The organism is Chitinophaga filiformis, from assembly GCF_021646545.1.
Taxonomy (GTDB): domain Bacteria; phylum Bacteroidota; class Bacteroidia; order Chitinophagales; family Chitinophagaceae; genus Chitinophaga; species Chitinophaga filiformis_A.
The window spans coordinates 155,391-181,163 of sequence record NZ_JAKIRP010000018.1; the positions used below are offsets into that span (position 1 = coordinate 155,391).

Annotated in this window: 23 protein-coding genes; 12 read left to right on the forward strand and 11 right to left on the reverse strand. The window is 41.7% G+C overall.

Going from position 1 to position 25,773, the window contains the following annotated elements; translation table 11 throughout:
• Positions 1-134 precede the first annotated feature (134 nt).
• Together L3C95_RS30570 and L3C95_RS30575 are read right to left on the reverse strand one after the other, a co-directional pair.
• Positions 135-362, reverse strand: coding sequence for a helix-turn-helix domain-containing protein (locus tag L3C95_RS30570; RefSeq protein WP_236394183.1), 228 nt, complete (start codon positions 360-362; stop codon positions 135-137).
• Between the two features lie 3 nt (positions 363-365).
• The gene (locus tag L3C95_RS30575) at positions 366-845 is read right to left on the reverse strand and encodes a DUF2975 domain-containing protein (protein WP_236394185.1); all 480 of its coding nucleotides are present in this window, start codon (positions 843-845) and stop codon (positions 366-368) included.
• Positions 846-1,219: 374 nt separating this feature from the next.
• On the opposite strand from L3C95_RS30575, the gene L3C95_RS30580 reads away from it, so the two are divergent.
• Positions 1,220-1,759, forward strand: coding sequence for a hypothetical protein (locus L3C95_RS30580; protein WP_236394187.1), 540 nt, complete (start codon positions 1,220-1,222; stop codon positions 1,757-1,759).
• A gap of 376 nt (positions 1,760-2,135) precedes the next feature.
• On the opposite strand, the gene yiaA is transcribed toward L3C95_RS30580, so the two are convergent.
• The gene (gene yiaA / locus L3C95_RS30585) at positions 2,136-2,603 is read right to left on the reverse strand and encodes an inner membrane protein YiaA (RefSeq protein ID WP_236394201.1); all 468 of its coding nucleotides are present in this window, start codon (positions 2,601-2,603) and stop codon (positions 2,136-2,138) included.
• A 141-nt stretch (positions 2,604-2,744) separates the two neighbouring features.
• On the opposite strand from yiaA, the gene L3C95_RS30590 reads away from it, so the two are divergent.
• The gene (locus L3C95_RS30590; protein ID WP_236394214.1) at positions 2,745-4,241 is read left to right on the forward strand and encodes a hypothetical protein; all 1,497 of its coding nucleotides are present in this window, start codon (positions 2,745-2,747) and stop codon (positions 4,239-4,241) included.
• Positions 4,242-4,377: 136 nt separating this feature from the next.
• Here the strand turns inward: L3C95_RS30590 and L3C95_RS30595 are convergent, their stop codons facing one another.
• On the reverse strand, positions 4,378-5,310 hold the full coding sequence (locus tag L3C95_RS30595) for a hypothetical protein (protein ID WP_236394220.1): 933 nt from the start codon (positions 5,308-5,310) through the stop codon (positions 4,378-4,380).
• Positions 5,311-5,536: 226 nt separating this feature from the next.
• Between L3C95_RS30595 and L3C95_RS30600 the strand changes: the two genes are divergently transcribed.
• Complete coding sequence (locus L3C95_RS30600; protein ID WP_236394221.1) at positions 5,537-6,355, forward strand: hypothetical protein; 819 nt, start codon at positions 5,537-5,539, stop codon at positions 6,353-6,355.
• A 204-nt stretch (positions 6,356-6,559) separates the two neighbouring features.
• Here the strand turns inward: L3C95_RS30600 and L3C95_RS30605 are convergent, their stop codons facing one another.
• On the reverse strand, positions 6,560-8,659 hold the full coding sequence (locus L3C95_RS30605) for a T9SS type A sorting domain-containing protein (protein ID WP_236394228.1): 2,100 nt from the start codon (positions 8,657-8,659) through the stop codon (positions 6,560-6,562).
• A 463-nt stretch (positions 8,660-9,122) separates the two neighbouring features.
• Here L3C95_RS30605 and L3C95_RS30610 point away from each other — a divergent pair, with 463 nt between their 5' ends.
• Entirely contained in the window at positions 9,123-9,563 is a 441-nt protein-coding gene (locus L3C95_RS30610) for a VOC family protein (RefSeq protein WP_236394230.1), read from the forward strand.
• A 165-nt stretch (positions 9,564-9,728) separates the two neighbouring features.
• Here L3C95_RS30610 and L3C95_RS30615 read toward each other — a convergent pair whose 3' ends face one another.
• Positions 9,729-10,604, reverse strand: coding sequence for a helix-turn-helix domain-containing protein (locus L3C95_RS30615; protein ID WP_236394238.1), 876 nt, complete (start codon positions 10,602-10,604; stop codon positions 9,729-9,731).
• Between the two features lie 127 nt (positions 10,605-10,731).
• Here L3C95_RS30615 and L3C95_RS30620 point away from each other — a divergent pair, with 127 nt between their 5' ends.
• Positions 10,732-11,766, forward strand: coding sequence for a WD40/YVTN/BNR-like repeat-containing protein (locus L3C95_RS30620; RefSeq protein WP_236394246.1), 1,035 nt, complete (start codon positions 10,732-10,734; stop codon positions 11,764-11,766).
• Between the two features lie 278 nt (positions 11,767-12,044).
• Here L3C95_RS30620 and L3C95_RS30625 read toward each other — a convergent pair whose 3' ends face one another.
• From L3C95_RS30625 to L3C95_RS30640, 4 genes are all read right to left on the reverse strand, one after another.
• Complete coding sequence (locus L3C95_RS30625) at positions 12,045-13,862, reverse strand: glycoside hydrolase family 2 protein (RefSeq protein ID WP_236394249.1); 1,818 nt, start codon at positions 13,860-13,862, stop codon at positions 12,045-12,047.
• A 199-nt stretch (positions 13,863-14,061) separates the two neighbouring features.
• Positions 14,062-14,673 (reverse strand): class I SAM-dependent methyltransferase, encoded by a 612-nt coding sequence (locus L3C95_RS30630; protein WP_236394257.1) that lies wholly within the window; start codon positions 14,671-14,673, stop codon positions 14,062-14,064.
• Between the two features lie 280 nt (positions 14,674-14,953).
• Positions 14,954-15,445 carry a helix-turn-helix domain-containing protein gene (locus L3C95_RS30635; protein ID WP_236394259.1) on the reverse strand — a complete coding sequence of 164 codons (492 nt, stop codon included), beginning with the start codon at positions 15,443-15,445 and terminating at the stop codon, positions 14,954-14,956.
• 206 nt (positions 15,446-15,651) lie between these two features.
• The gene (locus L3C95_RS30640; RefSeq protein ID WP_236394260.1) at positions 15,652-15,987 is read right to left on the reverse strand and encodes an EthD domain-containing protein; all 336 of its coding nucleotides are present in this window, start codon (positions 15,985-15,987) and stop codon (positions 15,652-15,654) included.
• A 475-nt stretch (positions 15,988-16,462) separates the two neighbouring features.
• Between L3C95_RS30640 and L3C95_RS30645 the strand changes: the two genes are divergently transcribed.
• Together L3C95_RS30645 and L3C95_RS35290 are read left to right on the forward strand one after the other, a co-directional pair.
• Entirely contained in the window at positions 16,463-17,899 is a 1,437-nt protein-coding gene (locus L3C95_RS30645; protein ID WP_236394261.1) for a DUF3472 domain-containing protein, read from the forward strand.
• Positions 17,900-17,952: 53 nt separating this feature from the next.
• Positions 17,953-18,093, forward strand: a complete 141-nt coding sequence (locus L3C95_RS35290) for a WGR domain-containing protein (RefSeq protein ID WP_410683765.1) — start codon at positions 17,953-17,955, stop codon at positions 18,091-18,093.
• A gap of 255 nt (positions 18,094-18,348) precedes the next feature.
• Here L3C95_RS35290 and L3C95_RS30655 read toward each other — a convergent pair whose 3' ends face one another.
• Positions 18,349-18,873, reverse strand: coding sequence for a GNAT family N-acetyltransferase (locus tag L3C95_RS30655; protein WP_236394263.1), 525 nt, complete (start codon positions 18,871-18,873; stop codon positions 18,349-18,351).
• 160 nt (positions 18,874-19,033) lie between these two features.
• Here L3C95_RS30655 and L3C95_RS30660 point away from each other — a divergent pair, with 160 nt between their 5' ends.
• The 5 genes from L3C95_RS30660 to tnpB all read left to right on the forward strand — a co-directional run.
• Positions 19,034-19,900 (forward strand): LysR family transcriptional regulator, encoded by an 867-nt coding sequence (locus L3C95_RS30660; RefSeq protein ID WP_236394264.1) that lies wholly within the window; start codon positions 19,034-19,036, stop codon positions 19,898-19,900.
• A 270-nt stretch (positions 19,901-20,170) separates the two neighbouring features.
• Entirely contained in the window at positions 20,171-24,751 is a 4,581-nt protein-coding gene (locus L3C95_RS30665; RefSeq protein ID WP_236394265.1) for an FG-GAP-like repeat-containing protein, read from the forward strand.
• Between the two features lie 166 nt (positions 24,752-24,917).
• Positions 24,918-25,130, forward strand: coding sequence for a hypothetical protein (locus L3C95_RS30670; protein ID WP_236394266.1), 213 nt, complete (start codon positions 24,918-24,920; stop codon positions 25,128-25,130).
• A gap of 136 nt (positions 25,131-25,266) precedes the next feature.
• Positions 25,267-25,611, forward strand: coding sequence for an IS66 family insertion sequence element accessory protein TnpA (gene tnpA / locus L3C95_RS30675; RefSeq protein WP_236394267.1), 345 nt, complete (start codon positions 25,267-25,269; stop codon positions 25,609-25,611).
• A 2-nt stretch (positions 25,612-25,613) separates the two neighbouring features.
• On the forward strand, positions 25,614-25,773 hold a 160-nt coding region (gene tnpB / locus L3C95_RS35295), incomplete at its 3' end, for an IS66 family insertion sequence element accessory protein TnpB (protein WP_410683767.1).

The following is a 25,773-nucleotide window of genomic DNA, read 5'->3' on the forward strand; positions in this document are numbered from 1 at the left end:
GCTTATCCTGTTATCCGGACTAAAAAATAGACCCCTTCAGATCCTTGGATTTGAAGGGGTTTTTAATTTAGATAATTTTTTATTCATCACTATAAAAGCATTATTGTAATCTGTCTCCCCGAACCAGCCGTTCGTTAGTCGTTCGTTGTTCCTTTTTCATCATTCACATACTCCAAAATGTCACCCGGTTGGCAGTCTAATGCTTTACAAATTGCCTCTAATGTGCTAAAACGAATTGCTTTTGCCTTCCCTGTTTTTAAGATAGAAAGGTTGGACAATGTCAAATCAACTCTTTCAGAAAGTTCATTTAGAGAAATTTTTCGCTTTGCCATCATTACGTCTAAGTTTACAACAATTGGCATTGCTTAAATTGTTAAGTCATTTTCAGATTTCATATCGATGGCATTTTGCAATATCTTTTCAAATATTGCTGCAGCAGTTGCAACTACGGCCGAAACAAATGTAGTTACGATACAAATAGCAAGAAAACCCGCAGGGTCGTCCTCTTTATTATGGGATATCCTTATGTACAGCCCTGCTATCACAATTAAAACACTTAGTACGATTGCACAATATTTTATGCTCTTTAAAGCCTTAACAGCATTTGATGAAAATACCTTATTCTGCCCGATGTATCCAAGTAATTTAAACGCCTTGTATAATGCAACAAAAAAAGCAATTGATGCTGCATATCCATACAAGATGAACGGGTCAGCGTAAATGCTAAACAAGTCTAAGGTTGCGGCTCTTCCTTCGGTTAGGGGAACCCGGATTAAAATGGCAAGTGCGACAATACCGATAAGCACGACGACTGCCTGAAGAAATATTATTGAAATTCTTTTCATAATGAACTTATGAGTTTTATCACACCGCAATAATAATAAATATTTATCGATAAACAATAAATATTTAGCGTTTTTAACAATTCATCAATGTCTGGTCTTTTGCTTTCCTTTTCTGCCATAAAGGTAGGGGAGGAATAGGGATATCTGTCGCTACTTGCTTTCTCCGGCACCGAAGTCTCTACCTATCGGCTTGAAATGGGCTTACTCAAAGGTCTCCTATAGGTTATTAAAAGGGTATTAAAAGGGTATCTGTATATCTATTCGATATTGAAGTGACCTTTAAGAACTATTTTAATACCAAGTATGATAGTTTATCGGTACCTTAGAGAAGTGAAACAGTAACCTTGTAATTAATAACCTCAAAAAACCTTTTTATGGCCATTGTTAAAGACAATATCCTCCTGCAATTTGTACGGGGAACCCTCGGCAAACAACTCACGATCTATGAACGGAATGGGCAGATCATTATGGCGACGAAACGCGGCCCTTCAAGGAAAAAGCCTACCCAAAAGCAGTTAGAAGCAAGGGAGAGGATGACCATTGCTTCGGCACGAGCGCAGCGAATGATGGCCGATCCGGAGGTAAAAGCCTACTATGCGTCGCTGGCAGGACCAGGACAAAATGCCTATAATATGGCAGTGAAGGATGCTTACCGCAGTCCTGAAATCCAAAGTATCAGGTTAGAAAAGGAGGAGGTGGTAGTGACTGCCAAAAATGAGTTCCGTGTAGCAGAAGTGGAGGTAAAGGTAGTAGACGCTGACGGTGTTGTTACTGAGAGTGGGCGGGCAGTTTTGGGCTGGAACGGCGTAGATTGGCATTATAAAGCAGCTGCACTGCCTGCAGGCGGTAAAGTCATTGTGGAAGTGGAAAATTTGCCAGGGAGGTATACGGTGAAGGAATTGCTACTTACATAAAAAACGTCTTCACTGTTTACGAATGGTTACTTTCTAATTGGGGAGTTTTGCCTGCGTAGCTGAAATATTCTCCAATTTGCCAGCCAGCGGGAATTATTTTGATAGGTGTTGTTCCCTCGTCAAAAACGGGTAGGACGGGCTTTCGGCTAGGGATTTTGCGGACGCAAAGATATGTAAGATATTTGATATGTTTATAGGTGTGCCAATGGAATATAGTCGCATCCAGAATGGGCGATCGTACTGCACGTTTTCCTCTCTTCTTTGTTCAGCTTAGGCGCACCCACTCCAGGATCATCATAGCCATCCATGTTTTTATAACATAAGAATTAACCCCGCAGGCTTGCAAACAAGGGACTGCGGGGCTGTAACCGCTACGTTACACTTCTCTGTTCCCGGCTAACTTCGAGTCGCGGGTGTTCTTTTGAACAGCAATGGATGAAAACATGCTAAGGCAGAATGCCATAGCGTAAAAACCTTTTTCACTCAGCGTCATATTGGCATTCCAGAGACCGATTGTCAATAGAAGCACTGCCGCAATGGTGGCAAACCAACTCAGGCCGTAGTATAGCTCCGTAACAGCAATCCCTTCGGCCCTATCCCTGACGCTTTTTTGTACAGAGATTACAGAGAATAAGCCAAACAATAAAATAGTCAAATAGTAGCCTTTTTCGTTCAATTGCATATCGGCATTCCATAAGCCAATACAATAGCCTACGGTGCCTACCAATAAGGCGAACCACGAAGCCCCTATAAATGCACCAGTTGGCTTAAATGGGTTTCTGGCATTCTCACCCTGTTTTATGTTGGGTGTATTTTCTTCTGTTCTGTGAAGTAGCGGTTCCATATTACTTTGGTTTAGTGATTAATATGAAACAAATGTCGGCCGTAAAGCAGACCTAAAAAAGGCAGATTGTGTAAATAACTGATGATATAAATTTCAATTTTGTACCTTTAAATACATTGTAAATAGCACCTGTTTAGCCTTATGGACTCGCTTTTGGAATTGATAAATCTGCTCAATACATCTGAAAAACAATTGTTTAGGCAATTTTTGCATCGGAAAAACAAAAGATCTGATGTAAAAAACTTACAACTACTTGATTTGTTGGAAACTGACGATATAGATGGCTTGAATAACCTCTATGAATCGGAAAAAAATAATGATGCATACCATGCTCTACGCAAAAGGCTGCAGGATAATCTGCTGCTATTCTTATCGCAGAAAACCTTCGAAAGCACTCATTCCGACACTTATGACGCCCTGCGCCTGGTCGTGGTGAGTCGTTTTTTATTAGAAAATGATGTGGTCAAAATTGCTTTCAAATGTTTAGATAAGGCTGAACGTCTGGCTGAACAGTCGGAGCAATTTAATTTGTTGAATGAGCTGTTGCTGTTAAAGCTGCAGTACGCTCATCTGCCAGGGGCAGAAGATCTTGAAGTGTTGACCGCACGCTTTCTCCAAAACCAGGCGTGTATGCAACGAGATGCTAAACTTATTATGGCCTATGCATTTCTAAGGCAGGAATTGAAAGAAATACACCTGAAGGGAAAGATTGTCAATTTAACCTCCCTGATGATAACCACCATCCGGAAATACAAAATTGCCGTTCAGGAAATTATGACTTATAAGTCCATTTACCAGATCCTTTTCCTCGCTAATGAATATGCGGCAATTCAACAGAATTATGGATTAATAGAGCGCTATATCAACCGTACAAAACAATTTATACAGGAGCAGGGACATAAAAAACCAGCCAATCTCTTTTACCATATCTCCATCTTATACTTTTTGGCTAATTTCCACATGAGGCGAAAGGATTTTACCAGGAGTGCAGCCTATCTAAAGGAAATGATGGAGATGATGCTGACGGATAGCCGCTATCACGCATCGTTTTATTTACGTCATCAGTTACTGTCTGCGCTCAACCTGTTCTTCAGTGGCTCTGCCGATGACGCGATCTCCATCCTGCAGGAGTCGCTGCGCAGTACAAAACATACAGGTAAACCCGAAGATGTCGAGGATATAAGAATATGTCTGACCATGTTCTTAGCACTGTGCGATGATCGGCGCTGTTTGAAACAGCTGGCTTTATTAACGCGCACAGATGCCTGGTATGAAAAAAGAATGGGGATGTTATGGACCATCCGAAAGAATCTGGCGGAAATTCTGGTACATACACAGTTCTCTAACATCGAGCTGGCGATGTCAAGACTAATCAGCTTCCGGCGGCGTTATAAAAAGTATCTGCTAAAAACTTCAGAGGAGCGGGTGCTGTTATTTCTGAAGCAGATAGAAAAGTACCTGCAAAAAACCGACGTAATTTTTGAATTGGCGTATCAGAAGACGGTTTTAAGCATGTTGGAAAGTGTGGAAAATAACGATATCTTTTCCCTGAGCTTTATTGCATGGCTAATAGCACAGTGGGAGAAAAAGACGGGCTATAAGGTGGTTTTAACGCTCATCCCACAACACGTATCATAGCAGAATATAGTGGAAAAGAAACTGATACAACGCCTGTGAATCTTTGATTCGCAGGCGCTGTTGTCTTAGGCATAGAGAAGACGGGTGTTAGATATTCCAACTTATGAATTGGGAATGTATGCCATTATGGTGTAGCTTATTCAGGGATTCTAATGTATGCTATTTTAAAAGCGTCTGAATAACTATTTCCGGCATCAATCAATGAAACAGCATTAATGCTACCATGTTCATTTTTTGTGGCATTGAAATCATAAGCCCGCCAACTTCCGGGTGTTTCGCTAAATGTGCCTCCCGTTGCCATGGCTATATCAGGATTTATATACTGATACCAGAAGGGATTAAAATAATTCATGGGAGCATGTACCCGGTTCCTGATGGAAAGCCAGAAAAGGAATGATTTATCTAAAGTACTTAAATCCACAAATGCTCCTTTATTGAAGTGAGCCGCCCCTCTGGTAGAAGTCACGTAACTTACAGGGGGAGTGCTATTGATATGTGTATGATTGTAGCTTATAATGCTAACTGAGTCCAGACCAGCACTTCTGAAAAACGTAACTTTTGCTAGTGTATCGCCGGTATACAGCCCTGTAGCAGTACCCCCATCTGAGACATAGCTGTAGGAACTTTTTATATGATTATTAGCGTCATAGCTAAACACATTGTTGACACGAATGCTATCGCCACCATAGGCTACATCATTAGTCGAAATGCTATCCAGTCGCCCTGAAGTAGTGTAATAAAAATAATAGTCCTGTTTTGTATCCCAATACAACCGACTACCTTTTACACTTGCAATTGTTCCATCAGTATTGTAGGCAAATGTCCAGCTGACCGTATCGGGGAGTGAATGATAGGCCTGGCTTATTTTTTCAATTCTATGGTCTGCATTATAATTGATAGAAATTATATCCGGTGCAGCAGATGTATCTCCCGTTGGATAATATAATGCGTTGGAAATGATTGCAATAGAGTCTTTAGTGTTTTGTTCGGGGGATGCAGGAGAATCTTTTTTGCAAGCAGTTAAAAGCAGTAATAGAACCAATGGCACAGGAATGGATCTTATATTCATATATTATTTATGTGTATGCAAATGTAATATAATTCATATGAATAAAGAGCCCCAAAGCTTCACGATCTGAAGGCTTTATTCGCCTGATAATGGATATGTATACCAGATACCCTGTGTGTACGCCGGACAGGAGGGTAATATTTGTATGTAAAATATTATATATTTGTAAGCTCCTTTGAGAAAGGAGTCTGTGATTATTTCTCCCAACAAATTGACTTTTAATCTTATGCTGCACTTCAGCTATAACGCCTTTTGTTTAGGCGCATTAATCTTCTTATCTATTTCGTTTAGCAACATTATTTATGTATGGCTTTGCAGAATGTGGAAGGTGAAGATCATAGAGTTTTCAATTTTCTTAAATCCTTTCTTTTCCTTACTAAAAAAGGAAATTAATGGCTCAACATATCAATTAGGCTGGTTGCCAACAGGGGCTTATATTAAACCATTGGGAATGTTAAAGGAAGATTTGGGAAGTATTGCCAGAGAGGAATTACCATTTTCTTTTTTTAATAAGTCAAGAACAAAACAAATGCTCTTTCGCCTTATACCTTCACTGGTTTGGTTATTTGTCTTACTATTAAGTCTATGTACCCTAAAAGGACCTGGGAACATTCTTCAGTCTACAGCAGAAATGCTTTATTACATTTTAGTTGCCATCAAAACAATGTTTGGTTTGAGTGCAGCTAATGAACTTGTGATGAGGACAAATAATATGCTGATTGATAAGAATATTATATCATTCGCTTTGATATTATTGATTTCAATATTTCTTGTTCTTACCTCGCTGTCAAAAATCATGAGTATATACTCCCGGAATGGAAAAAATATCAATTGGCTGATAAAACTACCGGGCGTTATAATAACCATTTTCGGTGTGTATTTGACCTTTTGGAAAATTCCTACATTTGTTTTTTCTTTTTTTTCATTTCACCAGAATGTAAGCTACATCCTTAGTTTTACTTTAGGGCTATATCTTATAGGTTCATTAGTTTTCATACTTGCAATGATATTGGTAAAACTTACAACCAGTAACTTGAGGATATAAAAACACGAAAGCCGGAGATATTATGTCCGGCTTTCGTGAAATGCCCAGTGGTGGAATGTTTTAAAACCCCCTACGCCTGGTTGTCGCTAATTACTTTCCCTGTTTTAACCTCATTATCATACAGCAGCTATCCTCCGTTTTCAGATGTGAAGGCTACTAATATGGTGAGGAATGAGAAGTAATACCTTTTCATGGGGATGACTATTATTGCCTGATGATTTTTTCTTTGATCACATTGCTGCCGTTATGAATGATCATAATGTAGGTACCGGGTATAAGTGTGCTCACATCAATAGTCTGGTTGCCTTTATCAACCTTTCCTATCTGAACCGTTTTTACGATTACACCATTTATATCCAGTAGCTGGAGATAAGTATTTGCGCCTGCGTTCAATCCGTCAAACTGAAGGGTAAGGTTGTTTGAGGTGGGATTGGGGAAGGTTTTAATTGCTGCTCTTGTTTTTGTTGTAATGGTGCTTTCAGGCGTACCGCTTGATGCCCTGCGGGACAGAATCAGATCGGACTCACTACCCATGAAGACCGCTGCGATTCCTTCATTGGCTTGTGTATCAGTGTAAGATGGAGCGCCTATTATGATATCTGTATATCCGTCTCCATTTATATCCCCGACATTTGCGAGGCTGGTTCCCAGGTCAGACCAGGATTTGTCAGACCGTATGGTTGCCATTGTTGTATTCGTTAAACCAGACGGAGAGCTGGGATACACGTACACCCGCCCTGAATTTGTGAGTCCGTTAATGTCTTCTCTGGGAGCTGATGCAATCACGTTTGCAAAACCGTTCCACGTCAGCTGTGATCCCAGGAGTGCAGAATCCTGACTGCCGGTTATGGTAGTTACCAGGGTGTTGTAAAAACCATTATTATTACTACTGTAGACATATAATGCACCTGCATGGTTTCCAAAATCCTTATCACCGACTACCAAATCGCGATATATATCACTGTTGATGTCCCGCCCGGATAAAATAGCAGAACCGAAGGATACTGAGTTAGCAGGCGCATTTATCACTGTAGTAGCTGCGGAATCAATTGACTGGCCATTAGGACGATAGAGAAAAATTTTGTTATCAGCAACCACTATTGCTAAAAGGTTCCTGAATTGGTCTACAAACCCGCCACTGGCTACTTTTTTCCCAAAGCCTGTAGTACCACTGACAGCCAGTTGTTGGATCAATGAATTTTTGATACCCCTGGTATTGCCAAAATAAACGGAAACATATCCCTGACCTTCGGGTGCTCCAATCATGATGTCATTGGTGCCATCAAAAAAGAGGTCCTGAATAATGGCAACACTGGAACCAAACCGGTCTCCTTTTCTTGCTGAACGGATAATTTCAGGAGTGGTATTTAAACCGGTGGCTGATCCATAATAAAGATATACATGCCCGGTATCCTCGGAAGTCCATGAACCCGCATTATAAGGAACGCCTACCAGCACATCACCATAACCATCTCCATTCACATCTCCTGAACCGGCTATTACCTCTCCGAAATGCCCGTTTGGGACATTTCTTTCAAGTATGGTAAATTGGTTAGGGTTTATCCCATTTCCGGAACCATAATAAACGAATACAGCCCCTTCCTGTGTTTGACCATTTGAATAATATGGCGCTCCCACAAGGATGTCACTGAATCCATCCCTATTTATATCTCCGGCGGCGGAAACGGTAGTACCCAACCGCGCACCAGCCTGGCCATGTTTCAGCAGCGTTTCGGCATTTTGTATTGTCATATCTCCGGCAATGACGGTAACGGAAACCGGATATGTTGCCTGTGCATCATCTACAGTAATTTCTACCTGATCCTGTTGTAAGGCAAAATGGGCAGTTAGTTGTTTACCTTTTGCATCCTGTGCGTGCAAGCCACTGTAATTCAGCTGTTGATCTTTGTTTTTGAACTGAACCCCATTTACGCTTTGGTAGATGGCGCTCCAGCCGTTGCTTACCTGTAGCCGAACCGTCAGTGTACCGGCAGGTTTGTTGATGATGAAGTTTTGCCGGATGCCCTGTTCATCATTTATATACTCCACTTTGAAGTGATGATCATGATCAAATTGAACGGCATTGTTACGCGTAGTTACAAGAGGGTGAGCAACTGGCGAATATCCACCTACGTCTGTTACTGTAAGGCCAAATGTCCAGTGTTGTGTCGCATCCTGTGGTATAATACTTAATTCATTGGCAGTGTAGCTCGCGCAGATCCCATTCTTTGGATTTGGGTCGGTAGTGGCACGAACAGAAATGGTAATGAAAAATAAAAGAACTGATAAGTAGTGCTTTTTCATCTTGTGGGTTTAATAATGGTTATATATTAGGGTTGAAAATGTAGGAATATAGTTATGGGTTAATTTTATGGAATAAAAATAATAAAAATATTGTAACTTTTAATTATAGGTGTTGTGACGGATAATGTAGATGTCTACCGGGACAAGACAACATAGTGTAACTATTAATTAGAACCGAATATCAGGCCAGAAGCCATCAAAGCTGACATGAGCATATGGCTATGGCAATGTTAGGGCAACTGTTTATAAACACGCCAAAAGCTTCTCTACTATGGTGAAAAGCTGCGGATGACAACACAAGGATATCATTTATTGATAAGGGCTGTTCTCAAAGTGACATTAAAATCAATCCCAAATATTATGGAAGATACTCTTGTGAAACAGCCACCGGATTATAGAAAACTCAAGAAATTATTTATTTATTCGAATCGGATTAAATCAAATAAACCCAAAATAAAAAATTATGAGAGCAATTAATCCCTGGATCAACTTCAATGGCAATGCTGAAGAAGCATTCACTTTTTACAAAGCAGTTTTTGGCGGCGAGTTTACAAAAATCATCCGTTTTAAAGACTTATCAGGCCCCGAGTTTCAGGTAGCTGAAGATGAGGCAAATAAAATAATGTACATCGGCTTGCCGCTTGGCAAAAACAATGTGTTAATAGCCAATGATGTTCCCGGATTTTTAGGGCGGGTAAGTGAAAATGAAAACCGGTCTAAACTATACGTGAATGCCGAAAGCCTTGAAGAAGCAGATAAAATATTTAACGGATTATCAGCAGGCGGAGAAGTGGAAGGGCCCATTGGCGACAGTCCATGGGGGACCTATGCCGGAATGTTCAGGGATAAATATGGTATTGAATGGATAGTAGAGTTTGATCCCGGTTATAACGGGCAAGGTTAACACGAATATCGAACCCCATAGCGGTTCAATTAAAAAATATCAAGTATACGGAAATCTATATTTCGAACGTTGGGAAAAATCCCGTTCTAAGAGCGGGATTTGCCATTTAGTGCCCGGTAATACCACCTGATCTGTTTAACACATTCCCTGATTTTTAATTCGTCCCTATTCAATAGTAAATTTGTAACCTCTGCCGGGTACGGTAATGAATTTAATGGAGTTATCGTCGGTTAATTTCTTGCGTAATTTAGACACCAGTACATCCACATTTCTGCTGATGACCACGATGCCTTTATCTTCCCAAATTTCTTTCATTAGCGTTTCCCTTTCTACGATCTGGTTTATATTTTCTGCAAATATTTTCAGCGCTTTCGTTTCTTTTTCCGACAGCGAAATACTTTTATCACCCGTTTTCAGCACATTATTATCAGCGTAGAATTGAAAGCTTCCTAATTGTATGTGATCATTATTATTGGCGATTGATTCTTTCCCTTCTTTTTTCCGGAACTTATCTTTTACATAAAAACCAATAAAACCCAAAGGAATAGGCACCAGCAACAACCAAAGGGAATTAAAGTTATTCCTCTTGAACAGTTCAATCTCGATAACATAACAACTAACCGCCAGCCTGCGCCCCCTGCAAGGTGTTAAATGGCCTGCCCGGCCATTTATTTCAAATGCAAGGACGGTTTCCTTTTTTTCACAATTCTTCAGGTTCACTATATAATTGGTAGCCAGGTCGGTTTTTTGAAATTCGCGTTGCACCAGGTTGATGAGAGAATCTGAAGCAAAACTAAACTTGTTCTCAAAGGAAAGCTGGTAGGTGGTCCCGTTTACTTTCTTAACCGGCAGCACCCGGGACGAAGAATCTTTAGCTGAGAGCAGAAGCCGATGTCCTATATAACGTAGCACAACTTCTAAATGCTTCTCAGAGATTTCATCTTTTTTATTGATAGAAGCAACAGCAAAAATTAAAATAAAAATTATTATGATGGAAGATCCGAATAGGGTAAATGGCTTCATGCGCGCAAAATACACCATTAGGCGCCCGTTTTAGGTGGTTTTACAAACGTTTTACGCATTTTTTACAACGTTTTACTGCTAAAAAGCTCTGAGGTAATTGAGGTCTGATAGCTTTGCTCTATTGTTTCATCAAAAGAACATAGCCATGAATTTTTATATCCTTGCTTTTTTGCTCCTTTTCACGGTTTCCTCATCTTCTCTTGTCCCTGATAGCCATCCAGACCCAAAAACTGAGAAGGCTGGAACTGCAAAGATCGTTTTTAAATCTACAGATGGGGGAGAAACCTGGCAGGACATCAGCAAAGGGCTGCCGGAAAATTTGCCGCAAGATGGTATCCAGGGAAATAGCTTCTTTGCAAATGAGAAAGGGCTGTTTTTAAAGGTTGGAAACGGACTCTATCACAGTGCACCAAATGCCACAGCTCCCTTTTGGACCAAAGAGATTGTCCCTGACGAACATGGCAGCATTGCTCCCGGTAAGTCCCTGATATTTGCCTACAATTACTGGGGTGTAAATTTGAAAAAAACAAACGGAACGAGTGTATGGTCACCGATATTTGAAAATTTTCATGAGCCACGAATACGCAGCGCTTTTGAGACTGCCGGAGGTGCAATTTTCATCGGCACTGACAGAGGCTTTTTTAAAACTGCTAACGATGGACAAACCTGGAAACATGTCCATACCGGAGACCTGGTAGGGCATTTGGCAGAGTTGAATGGTGTACTGGTGGCGATCAGTACGGGAGGGATAATAAGATCGACCGATAATGGCGAAAACTGGACGGTGGTGAGCAGTGGGGACGGTGTGGCCTGGGATGTAAAACAGATCAAAGGCGGATTTGCCGCTATCACTTCCAGTTCAGCGTCGAATACCAGAAGGCTGAGGACATCCTACGACGGCGGTAAAACCTGGCAGCCCATTGATGCCGGTCTTCAGGGCAAAATTGTTAGTGATTCAATATGGCGGACCTGGAATGATCGTCCTCGTTTGCAAGCCTTCATGACTTCAATTATCCCGGTTGGCGAAGACTTCTTTTCTGTTCATCCTGACGGCATTTTCAAGTCATCAGACAAGGGAAAAACATGGCAATTATTACTTCCTTCTGTACAAGATAAGGTCTTCAATTTATTTTTTTCAGGCAACGTGATCTATGCCATACCCAGCAAGGGTGGATGTTGAAAAATTCAGGTTAACATTAATGAATTTCATGTCTGCCGGGAGGGCGAAAAACTGGTCTTTGATGATAATTCTTATTGAACCATACCCTATAGAAAGGTAATTGATCGAATATGCAGGGCAGGCGAGGGGTTGGGAAGCTCTGAAAATAAAGAAAGCTCCGAATTCTCGGAGCTTTCCAATGTGGTACCCTGTGGCGGAGCATGCTCGAACCCAAAGGTATTGATTATTAGCAAGCTGAGGATTGACACATGGCGGGCAGTTGTTGAATAATTTATCAATCATTTTCGATTTAACTCATTCCCCGCATTTATCACAGCTTCGTTCACCGCTTTCACCCTTTTTATATCCATTTTCTCAATAGCCCTGTCATAAGTCAGTATACCATTGACCTCATGCTCAACATCCGTCGTCTGCGTGTATACAGCAATACTCAAGCCCTGATATCGCATCAGTTGCTCCACCTGATCCATCAGGAGTACGTACCTGTCGGTTAGTCTATCGCTGGTAGCCTCATAGGCATAAGCGTTATTCTCTACCGGCCACATATGTCCCCGCACAAACAGACCGACGCCACCAAATTCGCCTAGTGATGCGGCGCGTTTGCCGTCCGGGGTTGATGCCCCATTCGGTCCGACATAAATGTGCGTATCTACAAAATCCCCATTTCCGGGATCTCCAGCTGCCTTTTGATAACCAGGATTATTGTTAAATCCTGAATTACCGTTTACCAGTCTTGATGGATCGAGCTGTTTCACCCAGTCAGTTATCTCCTTTACATTAAAAGCGCCCCAGTTCTCATTGAATGGCACCCAGGTAATGATAGAAGGTGAATTATAAAGATCATCGATCATGGCATGTAATTCCTTCCGGAAAGAGCTTCTTACCTTTGCAGTGTCTTCATGCTGATACCAGATAGCCGGCATATCCTGCCATACCAGCAGGCCAAGTTTGTCCGCCCAATAATAGAAGCGCTTGGGTTCAGTTTTCATGTGTTTTCTGATTAAATTGAAACCCGCTTTTTTAGTAAATTCTATGTCGTATTTTAAGGCCTCCTCCGTAGGTGCCGTGAGAATACCGTCAGGCCAATATCCCTGATCGAGTAATCCAACCTGCATTACGAACTTATTATTAAACAACGGCCTTATCACCCCGTTTACATTACCCAGTTTAATATCTCGCATACCAAAATAGCTCTTGACCTCGTCAGTGACATTCCCCTTGTTATCCATCAGGGTAATGCTAAGACCATACAGGAATGGATTATCTGGCGACCATAACTTAGGATCCTTTATTGGAATATATAATTTGGTTCCGGAGCGCCCAGAGGTCTCAGTCACCAGTTTTTTTTCATCAAATGCAGAAGCCTTTACTTGTGCTGCATCAGCATCTACAAATACTTCAAGTCTGTTGTTTGCCAGATCAGGCAATAGCCGGATGTTTTTAATGTAATGTTCATTCACCGGCTCCAGCCATACACTCTGCCAGATGCCGGAAGTAAAAGTATAATCTCCCCGTGGGCCATTCTTACCGGAGGGTGTCCTGCCGTCATTGGCATCGTGTGCCGCCACGATGATTGTATTGGTGCCTGCTTTTATAAATTTTGTGATATTTATATGAAAAGAACTATAGCCACCGGAATGTGATCCGGCTTTTTCCCCATTGACGAATAAGGTCGCATCATGATCAACCGCATCGAAATTTATAATGATCTGTTTGCCATTCCAGGCGCTTGGAATTTCAAATGTCCGTCGGTACCACATGTTTATCTCCTGGTTACGCTCAATGCCTGAAAGGACTGACTCCGGACAATAAGGGACCAGTATCTTTTCAGTTTTCTCACTAAAACTCGCAGGCTTAATGGGGTTCAAAGCGCTGGCAATGTGCTTGCCGCCTATGTAATCCCATTTCCCATTTAAATTCATCCATTCCTTACGTTCCAACTGTGGACGGGGATATTCCGGAAAAGGAGCTGTTGATTCCATTGCAGGCTTAGTCCATTGGGTAGGTAGTTTGGGTTGCTGCGCAAAAGAAGTTTTAATAGTGATACCCTGGAACAGTATGAGGCCCCAAAAAAGCAGGCAGTTTTTTGCAGTCATTATGAATATATTAGGTCAATATTACACTCGAAACAAAATACATTTTTTTCTTCAAAACTCGGGTATGAGGAGGAACATGCATGCTCCGATCTGATTATTCCTACGATGACCTATTGCTAACTAAACATAAGCGCAGTGTTATACGTGCTCATTGATAAATAGTATATAGATTCCATTGTTTAACAGACGAGAGATAACTTTAAATTTTCAGCAAGCACCAGGTAGTCATACACCGCAAATTTTGGACATTGGTGGTTTTTATGGGTTCGTGGAGCCTTGCATTGAGGCTTTCAGTATATTGAAACAGTAACTGCTGGTTAACTAAAAAACGTTCGCTGCCATCGGGCAAAAGATAGCGGCCATTACCCAGATTTTGTACCAGGGTTTCAATTCCGATATCTGAGGCCAGTCTTGCAAATAAATAGCCGCCAGGTTTCAGCACCCGCCACATTGAGTAGATCATGTCATCGAAATGATCAGGACTTTTGGCGAAGTGCAATACTGCGCTACTGATCACCAGGTCAAAATAATTATCATCAAAAGGTAGGTTTTCAGCGGAAGAAATCAGGAAATTCTCTTTAACGTTAGTACGAGACAGTGTTTCTGATAATTCTTTAACTGCTGATATTGCATTGGGATTAGGATCAATCCCATACACTTCATAGCCGTTTCTTAAGAAGTAAACCAGGTTGCGTCCACCTCCGCAGCCTGCGTCGAGCACCTTTTTACAATTATCATAAGTGCCTTTAAGCAGTTGGTCGAAGAGATAAATGTCTATATTTCCGTAAAGTTGCTGAAGTTCTGATTGCATGTAGCAAAGTTAAAGAATAAGGAGTTCGATATTAATTTAGAACGGTGCAATTATTCACATACTGACAACTTAGGCAATTTCGTCATGTTGCCTGGCCAGGGGACCCGTAGAAAGACCTCCGGTTACAACAAACAAACCTTTGGTTACATTCTTCTGCCTAAGGACGATGATTTCGTCACGTTTTTTACAGGGTTTACGTAATAATTCCTCTCCCGACACAATTCGGTTCTATCTTTCGAGCTCTAATGATCAACCGCTTTGGATATATCCATTCCAGACACTAGGTACTTATCTTATTAAGCAGTACGTCTTTAAGATACTCACTAGGATTGACTTTGTAGTATTTTCTGAATGCTTTTGCGAAATGAGTCATGTTACTGTACCCCACCATATAACCAACTTCAGACACACTATACTTCTTTGAACTTAAAAGATTTTTTGCTTTGATGATCCTGGCCTTTTGTGCAAATTGAGAAATTGAACGGTTGAAGACCTGTTTGAATAGTTTAACCATTTTACTCTGCCCCATACCTATCTCCTTCGCGAGCGCAGGGAGCTTTATTGTTAAATGGCTATTTTCCATCAGCTTTTTTCTGATGGAAAATAACTTGTATAAATTTAAATCTGAACGAAAATATAAGCCCCTGATCTTTCCGGCACCTAAATGGGAGGGCACGTTGACAGCATCTTTCGTAACAACGTTATAGAAAAAATCATTTGACAGATCTTCAACCAGGTTACATCCTTTTCTAATGCGTATGGAGGTCTTCATAAGTTGCTCAACTTCAAATAAAAGACAAAATTAATAAAATTCACCTGCAGCCTCAATTACAAAATAGACAGGACTACATTCAGCACATGCAGGTAAAGCAATCATTCGTTCCTGGAAAAGTACGGGTATTGCAATTGACCGACATCCTTCAATTGCAACACCCGCTTAGGCCTGACCTTACTTAAAGTTCATTGAACCTTACTGGTTTATATAACCACTGTCTCTTCCGTAATCAACCTTACAGCCGCATCAACATCAAGGAAGTGTTCGTGGTCTGGATCCACTTTATTTACAAAATTATCGGACTGAAAGAATGCATTCAGGTCTTCAAGACTATCGAACCATGCCTCTACCATGGCATCATATACAGGGTGCGGGTAACCTGGCGTGTGAACGGAACCTGAAAAAATAAACTTTCTGACATATTGTTTCGTCTCAGGAATTGATAGCAGAAGCGGAGCATGTATTTCCCGGCGGTAGTTCAAAAATTCCTGGTGAGTCATACCTTTTCGACGTTTTAATAAAATAGCTAACTTAATCATAAAATACTTTAATAAGATTGAGGGGTATGTAATTCCCCCTGTTTGACAATGAATTGTTAATCAAATGATAAGTTAACTGCGCAGTATAACTATAGCTCCTAAAATAATGGAGCCAGTGTGAGCCTATTATTTATAAACATAGCCTGTGACAAAGTTCGATGATGATAGACAAAGTGAATAACCCGAAACGTTCAAAAAACAGCCCGAAAACGGATTTTTTTTGCTATCCTGGGCTTGTAGGATTTTTCTCTGTCATTCCATACATATCATGATCATTTGACACTGATAGACAGCGTGAACCATAATGAAGAATATTGAATATGAGCCGTTGGGTGTGCATTTGGGTATGCAGGAGAGATGATCACAGTTGGATAAATAGCTCAAAAATAATAATTTGGAAATATTGTTTCCCGTTAAAAGTAGCGTGTAATAGTGGAAATATAATGTTGTGGGCAATGCATTGGAACTTCTCTATATGGAAACGACTGGTAAATTCTTAAATATGGTGATGGTGACAAATAAATTGTATTCAACAGTATTATTTCTGGCAACAATGATGTTTCTATCTTTTAACCTGCCTGCTGATTGGATTAAAGCTGGAAGTGAACCCAAAAGGTACGAAATGGATATCGATAGGAGCATCCATCATGAAGGCCAATCTGTAATGACTATAAAATCCATTGAAATAGGCATAAAAGGTTTTGGCGCTTTAATGCAAACTGTTGATGCTGGTAAGTATTTAGGCAAAAGGATTAGAATGACTGGTTATTTAAAATCAAAAAATGTTACCGGCTGGTCTGGATTTTGGTTGCGCATAAATCGAGCAAATTCGACACAACCCATATCTATTGACAATATGCAGGATAGAGCAATTAAAGGCAGTGTTGGATGGAGGGAATACAAGATAGTATTGGATGTTCCCGATACAGCTTCCACCATAACATTTGGTGCGTTGCTTTCAGGGGAAGGACAAATTTGGTTTGACGAAAATATACAATTCGAAATCGTTGGCAGTGATGTTTCTACTACCGGCATAAATAATTCTTTAAATACCATATCACCACTAAACATTATTACTCAGGCGAACCTTGACAGCACCCGTTACTTAACAAAGGGAGATAAAAGATTGAATGCTCCTTACTTAACTTTAAGTTATGATTTAAACAACATTGACAGTGTTGAATGGGTGTATGCAGAAATAAAGGTTCCGCAAGGTGAAGCTCCACTTCATACCTATTATTCTGTAATAGGCGGCAATTTGTTTTACTCTGGTATCCAAACAATTTCAAAAAAGGAACGAAGAATTATATTTTCTGTATGGGATGCCAATTCAGGAGACAATGATAAGAAGAAAGTCCCTGATTCAGCAAGAGCAGTTCTGCTTGCTGCAAAGAAAAATACAGTTTATAGTAGATTTGGAAATGAGGGTAGCGGGGTTCACACTCACTATGTTTATGATTGGAAGGAAGATTCGACTTATAAGTTTTTAATACATGTGGTGCCTGATTCATTCAAAAATTCAACGACCTTTACACTCTTCGTTAGTTTTGACAAGCATTGGGAAATGATTGCCAAAATCAGAACTCCTCAATCCCAAGGTTATCCTAAGTATGTTTATTCCTTTATAGAAGATTTTAGTACAAGAGATGATAAACATCGCAGGTCTGCTTCATTTCAGAATGCCTGGGTGAGAAAAACAAACGGAGCCTGGAAAGAAATAACTCAAGCGATATTCAATTTGCCATTTGGAGATAAGAACAGGAAATTCAAAGATTATGGTTGCGCACTTTCTACTTCTTTTGGATTTATGCTGAGTTCAGGTGGAGGATATACAAGCACGTTTATCCCGGTGCCTGCTCTGATAAAAAGAAATCCCAAAGGTATTGTTCCACTAACGACAATGCCCGAATAACTCAGTGCACTGCCAACAACAGTGGTTTTGCATCGTAGAACCTATTTAAAAAAATGCTCCAATATTTCGAATTACAAGAAAGGACGTCCTCAAAATTCTGGGAAATATCGTTAAATGCCAACACGCTTATTACCCGCTACGGGAAAATCGGTACTGCTGGCAGCCGCCATACCTTTGGATACGATTCGGAATGAACGGCCCAGTGGTAGCATGTTGCCTGTTAAGGCCGGATCTGCGCCGGTTGTTTTTGCTAATGGGGGCTGACCAGCATATTCCATCAGGAACAGGGGGGCAGTTTTTTGGAATGGGTATCTTAAAACAAGGTATATTGGTTTACCAAACAATTCCGGGTTCACAGTACAAACGTTCAGGAGGTACGTATTTTTCTCTGATTCTGCAAGCAAAAACGCCAGAGATATAATCTCCGGCGCGTAGCCAGCTGCCTGGTGCTATTCTTCCTGTATTTCTTGCGACCACATCTTCTCATAAGCCCTCCTTGGAGAACCTCTAAAATAAACTTCTCCGCAGTAGATATATCCGCGTTTCTCCAGGATCTTCATCATTGCAATATTATCGAAATTAGTGTCTACTTTGACACTGTAGATATTTTCACTGGCCGCATATTCTTCTATATATTCAAGTATCTTGCCGGATAAACCTCTCCCAAGATGATTTTGTGCAACAGCGACTCTATGAACTACCACGAAATCTTCATTTGATAACCATTCCCCTTCGATATCTGTATACGAAGGCTCATCGTTTATCAGTACAGCGGCATATCCGACGATAGTACTATCTTCGATCAATACAAAACCAACCCCGGTTTCAATATCTTTCCGTACGACATCCGGATTGGGATATCCGTCCTGCCACTGTTTACTTCCATCTTCTTTTCTGCGAATGATGGCCTGTTCCAGGATCTCCCATATCCTGGATTGTTCTGTTACAAGAGCTTTCCTAAACTCGAATGCCATTTTAGTGTGTTTAATTGTAATACAATGTAATATGATCTGCTGATTATGTTCTTTCTTTTGGCATAAAAAGGGTTCATATTTCCTGCCACAAAGTTTAAAGAAATGTCTACATTGGCAAAACTGTATTTTTCGATGCAGTCCATCGATAAAACCGATTGTAATGGAATTGAGACAACTGAAATATTTTTTAAAAGCAAAGGAGCTGCTGAACTTCACGGAAGCAGCTCAGAGTTTGCATATCAGTCAGAGTACATTATCCCAGCAGATAAAGCAGCTTGAGACCGAATTAGGAACACCTTTGTTTAACCGGATAGGCAACCGGGTCATGCTTACCGAGGCTGGTCAATTGTTTGCTGACTATGCATCCCAATGTATAAAAAAAGCAAATGACGGCCTGTTGCTGATAGAAGATTTAAATGAGCTTAAAACAGGAACTATCTTTATCGGCGTCAGCTACGGACTCCGGAATATCTTTACGCAGGCTTTGATACGCTTTACAAATCAATTTCCGACAATTAAGGTGAGAATTGTTTACGGAGTATCGGACGGATTAATAGGAATGCTGGAGCGATTCGAACTTGACATGATATTGATATTCAAGGATTTTAATCTTTCGCACCAATTTGAAACGGAGGAATTGTTTAGTTCTCCGATGCGACTGATCACGTCAGCGAAATCGGGCATATCACATATACCTTCCGTTACTTTGAAAGAAATTACACGACTTCCCCTGGTATTGGCAACGCAGGGCAGTAACACCAAACATTTTATTCGCGAAATGTTTAAAGGTCAGGTGCCCGAATTTGCTATCGAAGTAAATGATATTCCTACCATGTTGGACCTGGTGCGGACAGGGAACTGGCATACGATTCATATTGAAACGGTTGCGCCGGGGAAGGAGTTTGTTGCTATATCCATTAAGGAAAAAAATGTGATACGGGCTGTTACAATTGTTTCACTGAGGGATGCATATGAAAAGAGTGCAGTAAAACGACTTCGGATGATGTTGAAGGAGGTGAAGATATAGGAGAGTAGTTCGTCAGGCAACGTGAAGAACTTTCGCATAGTGATGCGCGTAAATAAGCCTGGCAGGCTTGCCAGGAAAGGAACTGCGGAGTTGCAACCGCTACCGCCTGCGAAAGACCGGGAAGTTATTATCTATCAGCGACGATTCCCGGAAATACCCTTCCCGGGGATGAAAAATCACGTAAAGTATTGTCAATAGCCAATTCATCCGGCTTTTGTAGTAGAATAAATTGCATACATTTGTATTCTATATGCCACTAAACTCACATTAATGTACCTATCCTATCTGAAAACAGTCTTTAAAGGCTTCTTGTCCCTTGTCATTATTTGTATTTTTTCCCTTTCACCTGCTTTGGCACAGATGCGGCAGATGTACCTGGATACTGATGAAGATAACGATATAAAAAAAATAAGCTTTTATTCGCCGAATGAAGGATATGTAGCTTTCAGGAATTGGATCGGCTATACGACCGACAGCGGCAAAACGTTTACAAAGAAATTTATCACTGTCAACAACGTCAATTACGGTAACTATACGAACATCAATATAACCTTTGGGTTTGGTATCAACGGCGTGAAAGCCTTCGATAAGAACTCCATTATCGTATATGGAGATTATGGACTGGTTCCATCAATCTTATATTCTACAGATGGCGGAAATTCGTTTAAGCTGGTATTCCATTCACAGTTTGATCCTTTGGAACTGCGAATCGGGATAAGGGACATCATATTTCCTCAGAATGATAATATTGGCTATGCTATTGATGCTGACCGTATTCTGAAAACGACAGACAAAGGGATTAACTGGTCTGTGCACTCAGTACAGGCCGACGCCTTTTTTAACTATCTTGAGGCGGCTGATAACAATAATATAATTGCTATAAGTACCAATATTTATACAAGCAGGTTATTAAAGAGCAGCAATGGCGGAACGTCCTGGCAGCAGATAACATTGCCCCGGACGGGCATCATGACGTATGCGTATTTTCTGGATGCCAACGTTGGGTGGTTAAGTATGTATAGCGGGGAGTACCGCTACTTTTATAAAACAACAAACGGGGGGCAGCAATGGACCCTTCAAAACGATGTTGAGGCCACTCCCTTCAATTGCGTTAAGATGCGGTTTACCGACGTCAATACTGGTTATGCCCTGGTAAACCCTTACCAGGTTTATAAAACAACAAACAGCGGCGTAACCTGGGAACGGATCCCAAGGGAAAATAATTATACCTACCTCGGTTATTCCCACTATGACCTCCAGTGCCTTTCGCCAACACAGCTATGGGCAGGTGGCGGTCATGGATACCTCGAAATGACAACGAACGGAGGAGGGACCCCCGTGACGGCTTATTTTAAAACAGACACTACAGGAATGTATGTAGCTGGTAAGGTACAACTGTTGAATTTTTCCAAAACAGGAGATCAATACCAGTGGCTGGTCAATGGATCATTGGTAAGCACAGGCTATAATGCATCCTATACACATGATATCAGCAGGAGTATTGATACATTACAATTGATCGTCTCTGCCGGAGGAGTTTCCGACACCCTCACAAAATACCGGTGGTTTAATGCAATGCCAACTGCCCAGGTCTCCTCTTATTATCCAAAATCGGGTAGTACAGGTACGTTCGTAACGATATCAGGTTCGAAATTCTCCACTGTATCGGGTATTTCATTTGGCGGTACGCCTGCGGCCTCTTTTACTGTTTTGTCAGACACGGAGATGACGGCTGTCGTTGGCGGCGGCGCTACAGGAACCATCACGTTCAAACAGCTCTATAGCAATACGCCGGTTGGCGAATTCACGTATAATCCGCCGCCCGCTTCACTGCCTCCGGTGATCCAGAACGTTAGTCCGTCAGCGGGTATGATAGGATCGACAGTAACGATCACCGGCAGCGGATTTGGAACAACCGCTTCACAGAACAGCGTTTTCTTTGGAACTGTTCAGGCGCAGTTACAATCGGCTTCTTCCGGACAAATTGTATGTACTGTGCCCGCTGGTGCAAGCCTGGGTACCATCCAGGTGCTTAACAAAGAAAATGGCCTTTTGGGAGAATCTCTGTCCTCTTTCAATGTGCCGTTCGCTGACAGCGCTACGAACTTTACACCTAATTCTTTTACTGAAGGCCTTATTGTAAATAAAGGCTGGGGAACACCCAAAGGCTTGCAGGGAAAAGACATTGACGGCGACGGGAAACCTGACCTGGTGTTAAATAGGAGCGTGGGCCAGGGTGATTCGCTGTCGGTTTTCCGTAATACAACCACAGGGGGATGGCTTTCCTTTGCACCAAGAGTGAATGTCGGTTATATTTACTTCCCTACATTTGGTCACTTTGCTATAAACGACCTGGACGGCGACGGGCGTCCCGATATAGTGATGCCAACGAATCAGGCGTTCGTGAAGGTAGTTCGGAATACAAGTAGCCCCGGCGTTGTTGCGTTTGAAAAGGAGTACCTGGTCCCCGCTGGAAGAGGCACCCAACAGGTGGTAATTACGGATCTTGACAACGACGGGAAGAATGATATTGCGGTGGCATCATTTGAAGAATATCTCATATCCGTAATGAGAAATACAAGCGTGCCAGGGGCGCTGTCTTTTGGTGTCACACAAAATTTCAATGCCGTTTCGGAAACGCTTGAAGGGATCACTGCCGGCGATCTGGACGGCGACGGATTGAAAGATGTTATCGCCTACCCCATGGATATCACCTCCCGCGGTATTTTATTGTTTCAGAATACCAGCATCCGGGGGAATATTTCTTTCGCTCCATTCGTCAGAATAAATGCACCGGGTGTCAGCTTTTCAGGCACGTCTATTTCAATCGTGGATTTTGATATGGACAGCAAATCGGATATTGTTATTTGTAACGATGATTATATCTGTGTACTTCGGAACAACAGTACTATCGGGAACTTTTCTTTTGGCGAGCCTGTTGTGATACCGCTGCAAAGTTCGAACGGCATGGGAGGATGCGTATCAAATTTCAGCGGAACTGTAAAACCTGATGTAATTTCCAGCGATTACGGATTAGACCGCCAGATCATCTTTGCAAAGAATAGTTCCCAGCCTGGTGCTCCCCAACTAGACAACCTGGTATATGGACCTGGTGATAACTCCACCCATATCTTTGCGCATGCAGTTGGGGAGGCGGATTTTGACGGTGACGGCAAACCAGACTTTGCTGCGTCGACCCTTAGTGGTGACCAACAGGTCATTGTGTACAAAAATACGGTCAATGCTCCGGTCATTACTCCTATGTGTACGAGTAGAGAAGGTGGCAACACATTAGTGTCTGATATCAGCGGAGATACCTATCAATGGCAGCAGGATACCGGCAGTGGGTTTACCAATGTCGTTAATAGCGCCAACCTATCCGGCGAAATCACGAACACCCTGCAATTCAATAATACGCCAGACTCTTGGAATGGCTATAAATACCGGTGCATAGTTGATGGACGTTACAGCAGCACTTTTGTACTGCAACTAAACTATACAACCCGTCCAGGTTTAATCGTGACGGCTACTGACACCGCTTTCTGCCTTGGAACAAATGTGAGCTTTACCGCAACCGACTCTACCGGCTATAAACACGAATATCGCTGGCAGTGGCAGATCAATGGAAAGGATGTCGGCTACTTTTCGGATAATACGCTTACAACCAATACACTGAAAGATCTCGACCAGGTGCGGGTGATCCAGGGCTATCTTGATATTTGCAACGTGGAACGCAGTGATACCAGTAATTCTATAACCGTACATGTAACTGGCGATACTGCTTCTGTGCAGATAAGTGCATCCGACCTCGCACCCTGTGTCGGAACACCTGTTACATTTACGGCAACGGTTAAGAATCCTGGTAGCCAGCCGGTATATGACTGGAAGGTAAATAATGTATCCCAGGGGATCGATAATGCGACATTTACCAGCTCAGGTCTCAAAAGATACGACTACGTACAGTTGTTGATGAAGAGCTCTGCCACTTGTGCATATCCCAACCCTGCCCGGAGCAATGTTCTTACAATGGCAGTGAAGGATACGAGTGCACTGTCCATAAGCATATCAACCGCAACTTCTGCCGTTTGTGACGGAACTAATGTGTTGTTTACAGCAACTACACGGAATACCGGTCCAGTATCCAGTTATCAGTGGATGGTTAACGGTATTGGCACGGGTACAAATGAAAGGACGTTCAACAGTTCTACGTTGCGGGACAAAGATATTGTTCAGTGTGTGCTTACCAGTCCTGCTGTCTGTCGCGTTCAGTCTCAGGTCAGCAGCGGGACAATTACAATGACCGCGCCAGGTATTACGATTTCCGGGGATACGCTGATTGTATTAGGAACTAAGAGCTACTTGAGAGCTACCACCTCGTACTCAGGCATGAATTCACAATATCAATGGCAAGATAGCACCCGTTTGCACACCTGGAAGGACATCAGTGATGCTACCATGGCCACGATAAACTACGCACCGGTTACAAGCGGCGATAAAGTCAGGTGTATAGGTAAGCCCTATCCAGATTGCATCGCTGTAAGCAATTCAATTGCCATAAGGATGAATGTGCCTACGTCTACGCCCGCAACTCCGTCAGTTGGTGCTGGCTACCGCTGGTATCCAAATCCTGTAAGCTCGACGCTCTATATCCAGGACGAAAACCGATTGGACCAGGTATCCACTGTTACTGTGTTTAACACTTTAGGTATAAGGGTACTGACGATGAACAATACCAGCCGACAGGAAAAGATCATCATCAATGTATCCAACCTGCCAGGCGGTATGTACTTTGTAGAGACGAGAAGAAAATCGGGTAAAACGAGACATTTCCAGTTCCTGAAAGTACAATAAGGAACCAATGTGCCACGGTTAGCTTTACTTGTAGTTTATTTATAGCAACTACAAGTAAAGCTAACCGTAGCTTTTTGTAGACTGTGTCTTATTTGGTGTTATACTGTAAGGAATATTTCTCCATCTGCCGGTACCAAACATTGTTCAGATAAACCGGCTTCTGTAATTGCTTTTCTGGATTGTAGGCAATTTCAACAAGGAATGTATTATTTCTTTGTTAAAAGAGACACAAGCAGAAATAGACAAGCTATATATAAGAATACAAAACGCCCGTTCTTTGAGCCTGGACGATGAGTTTACCGCAGAAGACTTTAAAGAAATTAAGGCAGACCTGACCAGGAAGATAGAAGACCTGGAAAAGAAGAAAATGAAGTTATGATCCACCAACGACAACTACCAGGAATACCATTCCCAAGGCGGCGAAATCATGAAGAACATTGCCAATCGCTATCTTGTATCCCCACGAGCAACAGCATCTTCCCTTAATCATCGGAAGTGACTAGTTTGCGCTCATTATGAGCCAAGATTTATCGCAACCAATAGAAGCGGCAGCGGTGTGTATGTCTGTCACTGAAAAGAAGCGGTTACTTTCTGAATGGCAGCAAAGTAACCTGAAGATGAAAGTATTCTGTGAACAAAAGCAGATATCAGTAAATGCGTTGAAGAACTGGATAAAGCAATTCGATATGGGGCGTAAGAGAAAATCCAAAGTAAATCAGCCTGGTTCTTTTGTTACCCTGGTCCCAGAAAGAGCGAAGCCTGTAATTCCTTTTGCTGAATACTTGTTGCCTGATAATAGGAAACTCATACTTAACCATCCTGTTCCGGTGTCTTTCTTAAAAGAACTATTATCCGCATAAAGATGATTGCTTTAAACCCAGAATGCAGGTATTTTCTTTACAGATCCCCTATTAACATCAACAAGAGCTTTTATAGCCTGGCATCTATCGCTAGAGAGCAGATGAAGGTAGACCCATTGTCGCTGGCTGTATTTATTTTCCTGAACAATAATCGTAACCAGC

What these genes read in the sequence shown, in the direction of transcription:
- L3C95_RS30570 (WP_236394183.1), bottom strand. Translation starts at nt 362, where the DNA reads ATGCCAATTGTTGTAAACTTAGACGTAATGATGGCAAAGCGAAAAATT.
- L3C95_RS30575 (WP_236394185.1), bottom strand. Translation starts at nt 845, where the DNA reads ATGAAAAGAATTTCAATAATATTTCTTCAGGCAGTCGTCGTGCTTATC.
- L3C95_RS30580 (WP_236394187.1), top strand. Translation starts at nt 1,220, where the DNA reads ATGGCCATTGTTAAAGACAATATCCTCCTGCAATTTGTACGGGGAACC.
- yiaA (WP_236394201.1), bottom strand. Translation starts at nt 2,603, where the DNA reads ATGGAACCGCTACTTCACAGAACAGAAGAAAATACACCCAACATAAAA.
- L3C95_RS30590 (WP_236394214.1), top strand. Translation starts at nt 2,745, where the DNA reads ATGGACTCGCTTTTGGAATTGATAAATCTGCTCAATACATCTGAAAAA.
- L3C95_RS30595 (WP_236394220.1), bottom strand. Translation starts at nt 5,310, where the DNA reads ATGAATATAAGATCCATTCCTGTGCCATTGGTTCTATTACTGCTTTTA.
- L3C95_RS30600 (WP_236394221.1), top strand. Translation starts at nt 5,537, where the DNA reads ATGCTGCACTTCAGCTATAACGCCTTTTGTTTAGGCGCATTAATCTTC.
- L3C95_RS30605 (WP_236394228.1), bottom strand. Translation starts at nt 8,659, where the DNA reads ATGAAAAAGCACTACTTATCAGTTCTTTTATTTTTCATTACCATTTCT.
- L3C95_RS30610 (WP_236394230.1), top strand. Translation starts at nt 9,123, where the DNA reads ATGAGAGCAATTAATCCCTGGATCAACTTCAATGGCAATGCTGAAGAA.
- L3C95_RS30615 (WP_236394238.1), bottom strand. Translation starts at nt 10,604, where the DNA reads ATGGTGTATTTTGCGCGCATGAAGCCATTTACCCTATTCGGATCTTCC.
- L3C95_RS30620 (WP_236394246.1), top strand. Translation starts at nt 10,732, where the DNA reads ATGAATTTTTATATCCTTGCTTTTTTGCTCCTTTTCACGGTTTCCTCA.
- L3C95_RS30625 (WP_236394249.1), bottom strand. Translation starts at nt 13,862, where the DNA reads ATGACTGCAAAAAACTGCCTGCTTTTTTGGGGCCTCATACTGTTCCAG.
- L3C95_RS30630 (WP_236394257.1), bottom strand. Translation starts at nt 14,673, where the DNA reads ATGCAATCAGAACTTCAGCAACTTTACGGAAATATAGACATTTATCTC.
- L3C95_RS30635 (WP_236394259.1), bottom strand. Translation starts at nt 15,445, where the DNA reads ATGAAGACCTCCATACGCATTAGAAAAGGATGTAACCTGGTTGAAGAT.
- L3C95_RS30640 (WP_236394260.1), bottom strand. Translation starts at nt 15,987, where the DNA reads ATGATTAAGTTAGCTATTTTATTAAAACGTCGAAAAGGTATGACTCAC.
- L3C95_RS30645 (WP_236394261.1), top strand. Translation starts at nt 16,463, where the DNA reads ATGGAAACGACTGGTAAATTCTTAAATATGGTGATGGTGACAAATAAA.
- L3C95_RS35290 (WP_410683765.1), top strand. Translation starts at nt 17,953, where the DNA reads ATGCTCCAATATTTCGAATTACAAGAAAGGACGTCCTCAAAATTCTGG.
- L3C95_RS30655 (WP_236394263.1), bottom strand. Translation starts at nt 18,873, where the DNA reads ATGGCATTCGAGTTTAGGAAAGCTCTTGTAACAGAACAATCCAGGATA.
- L3C95_RS30660 (WP_236394264.1), top strand. Translation starts at nt 19,034, where the DNA reads ATGGAATTGAGACAACTGAAATATTTTTTAAAAGCAAAGGAGCTGCTG.
- L3C95_RS30665 (WP_236394265.1), top strand. Translation starts at nt 20,171, where the DNA reads ATGTACCTATCCTATCTGAAAACAGTCTTTAAAGGCTTCTTGTCCCTT.
- tnpA (WP_236394267.1), top strand. Translation starts at nt 25,267, where the DNA reads ATGAGCCAAGATTTATCGCAACCAATAGAAGCGGCAGCGGTGTGTATG.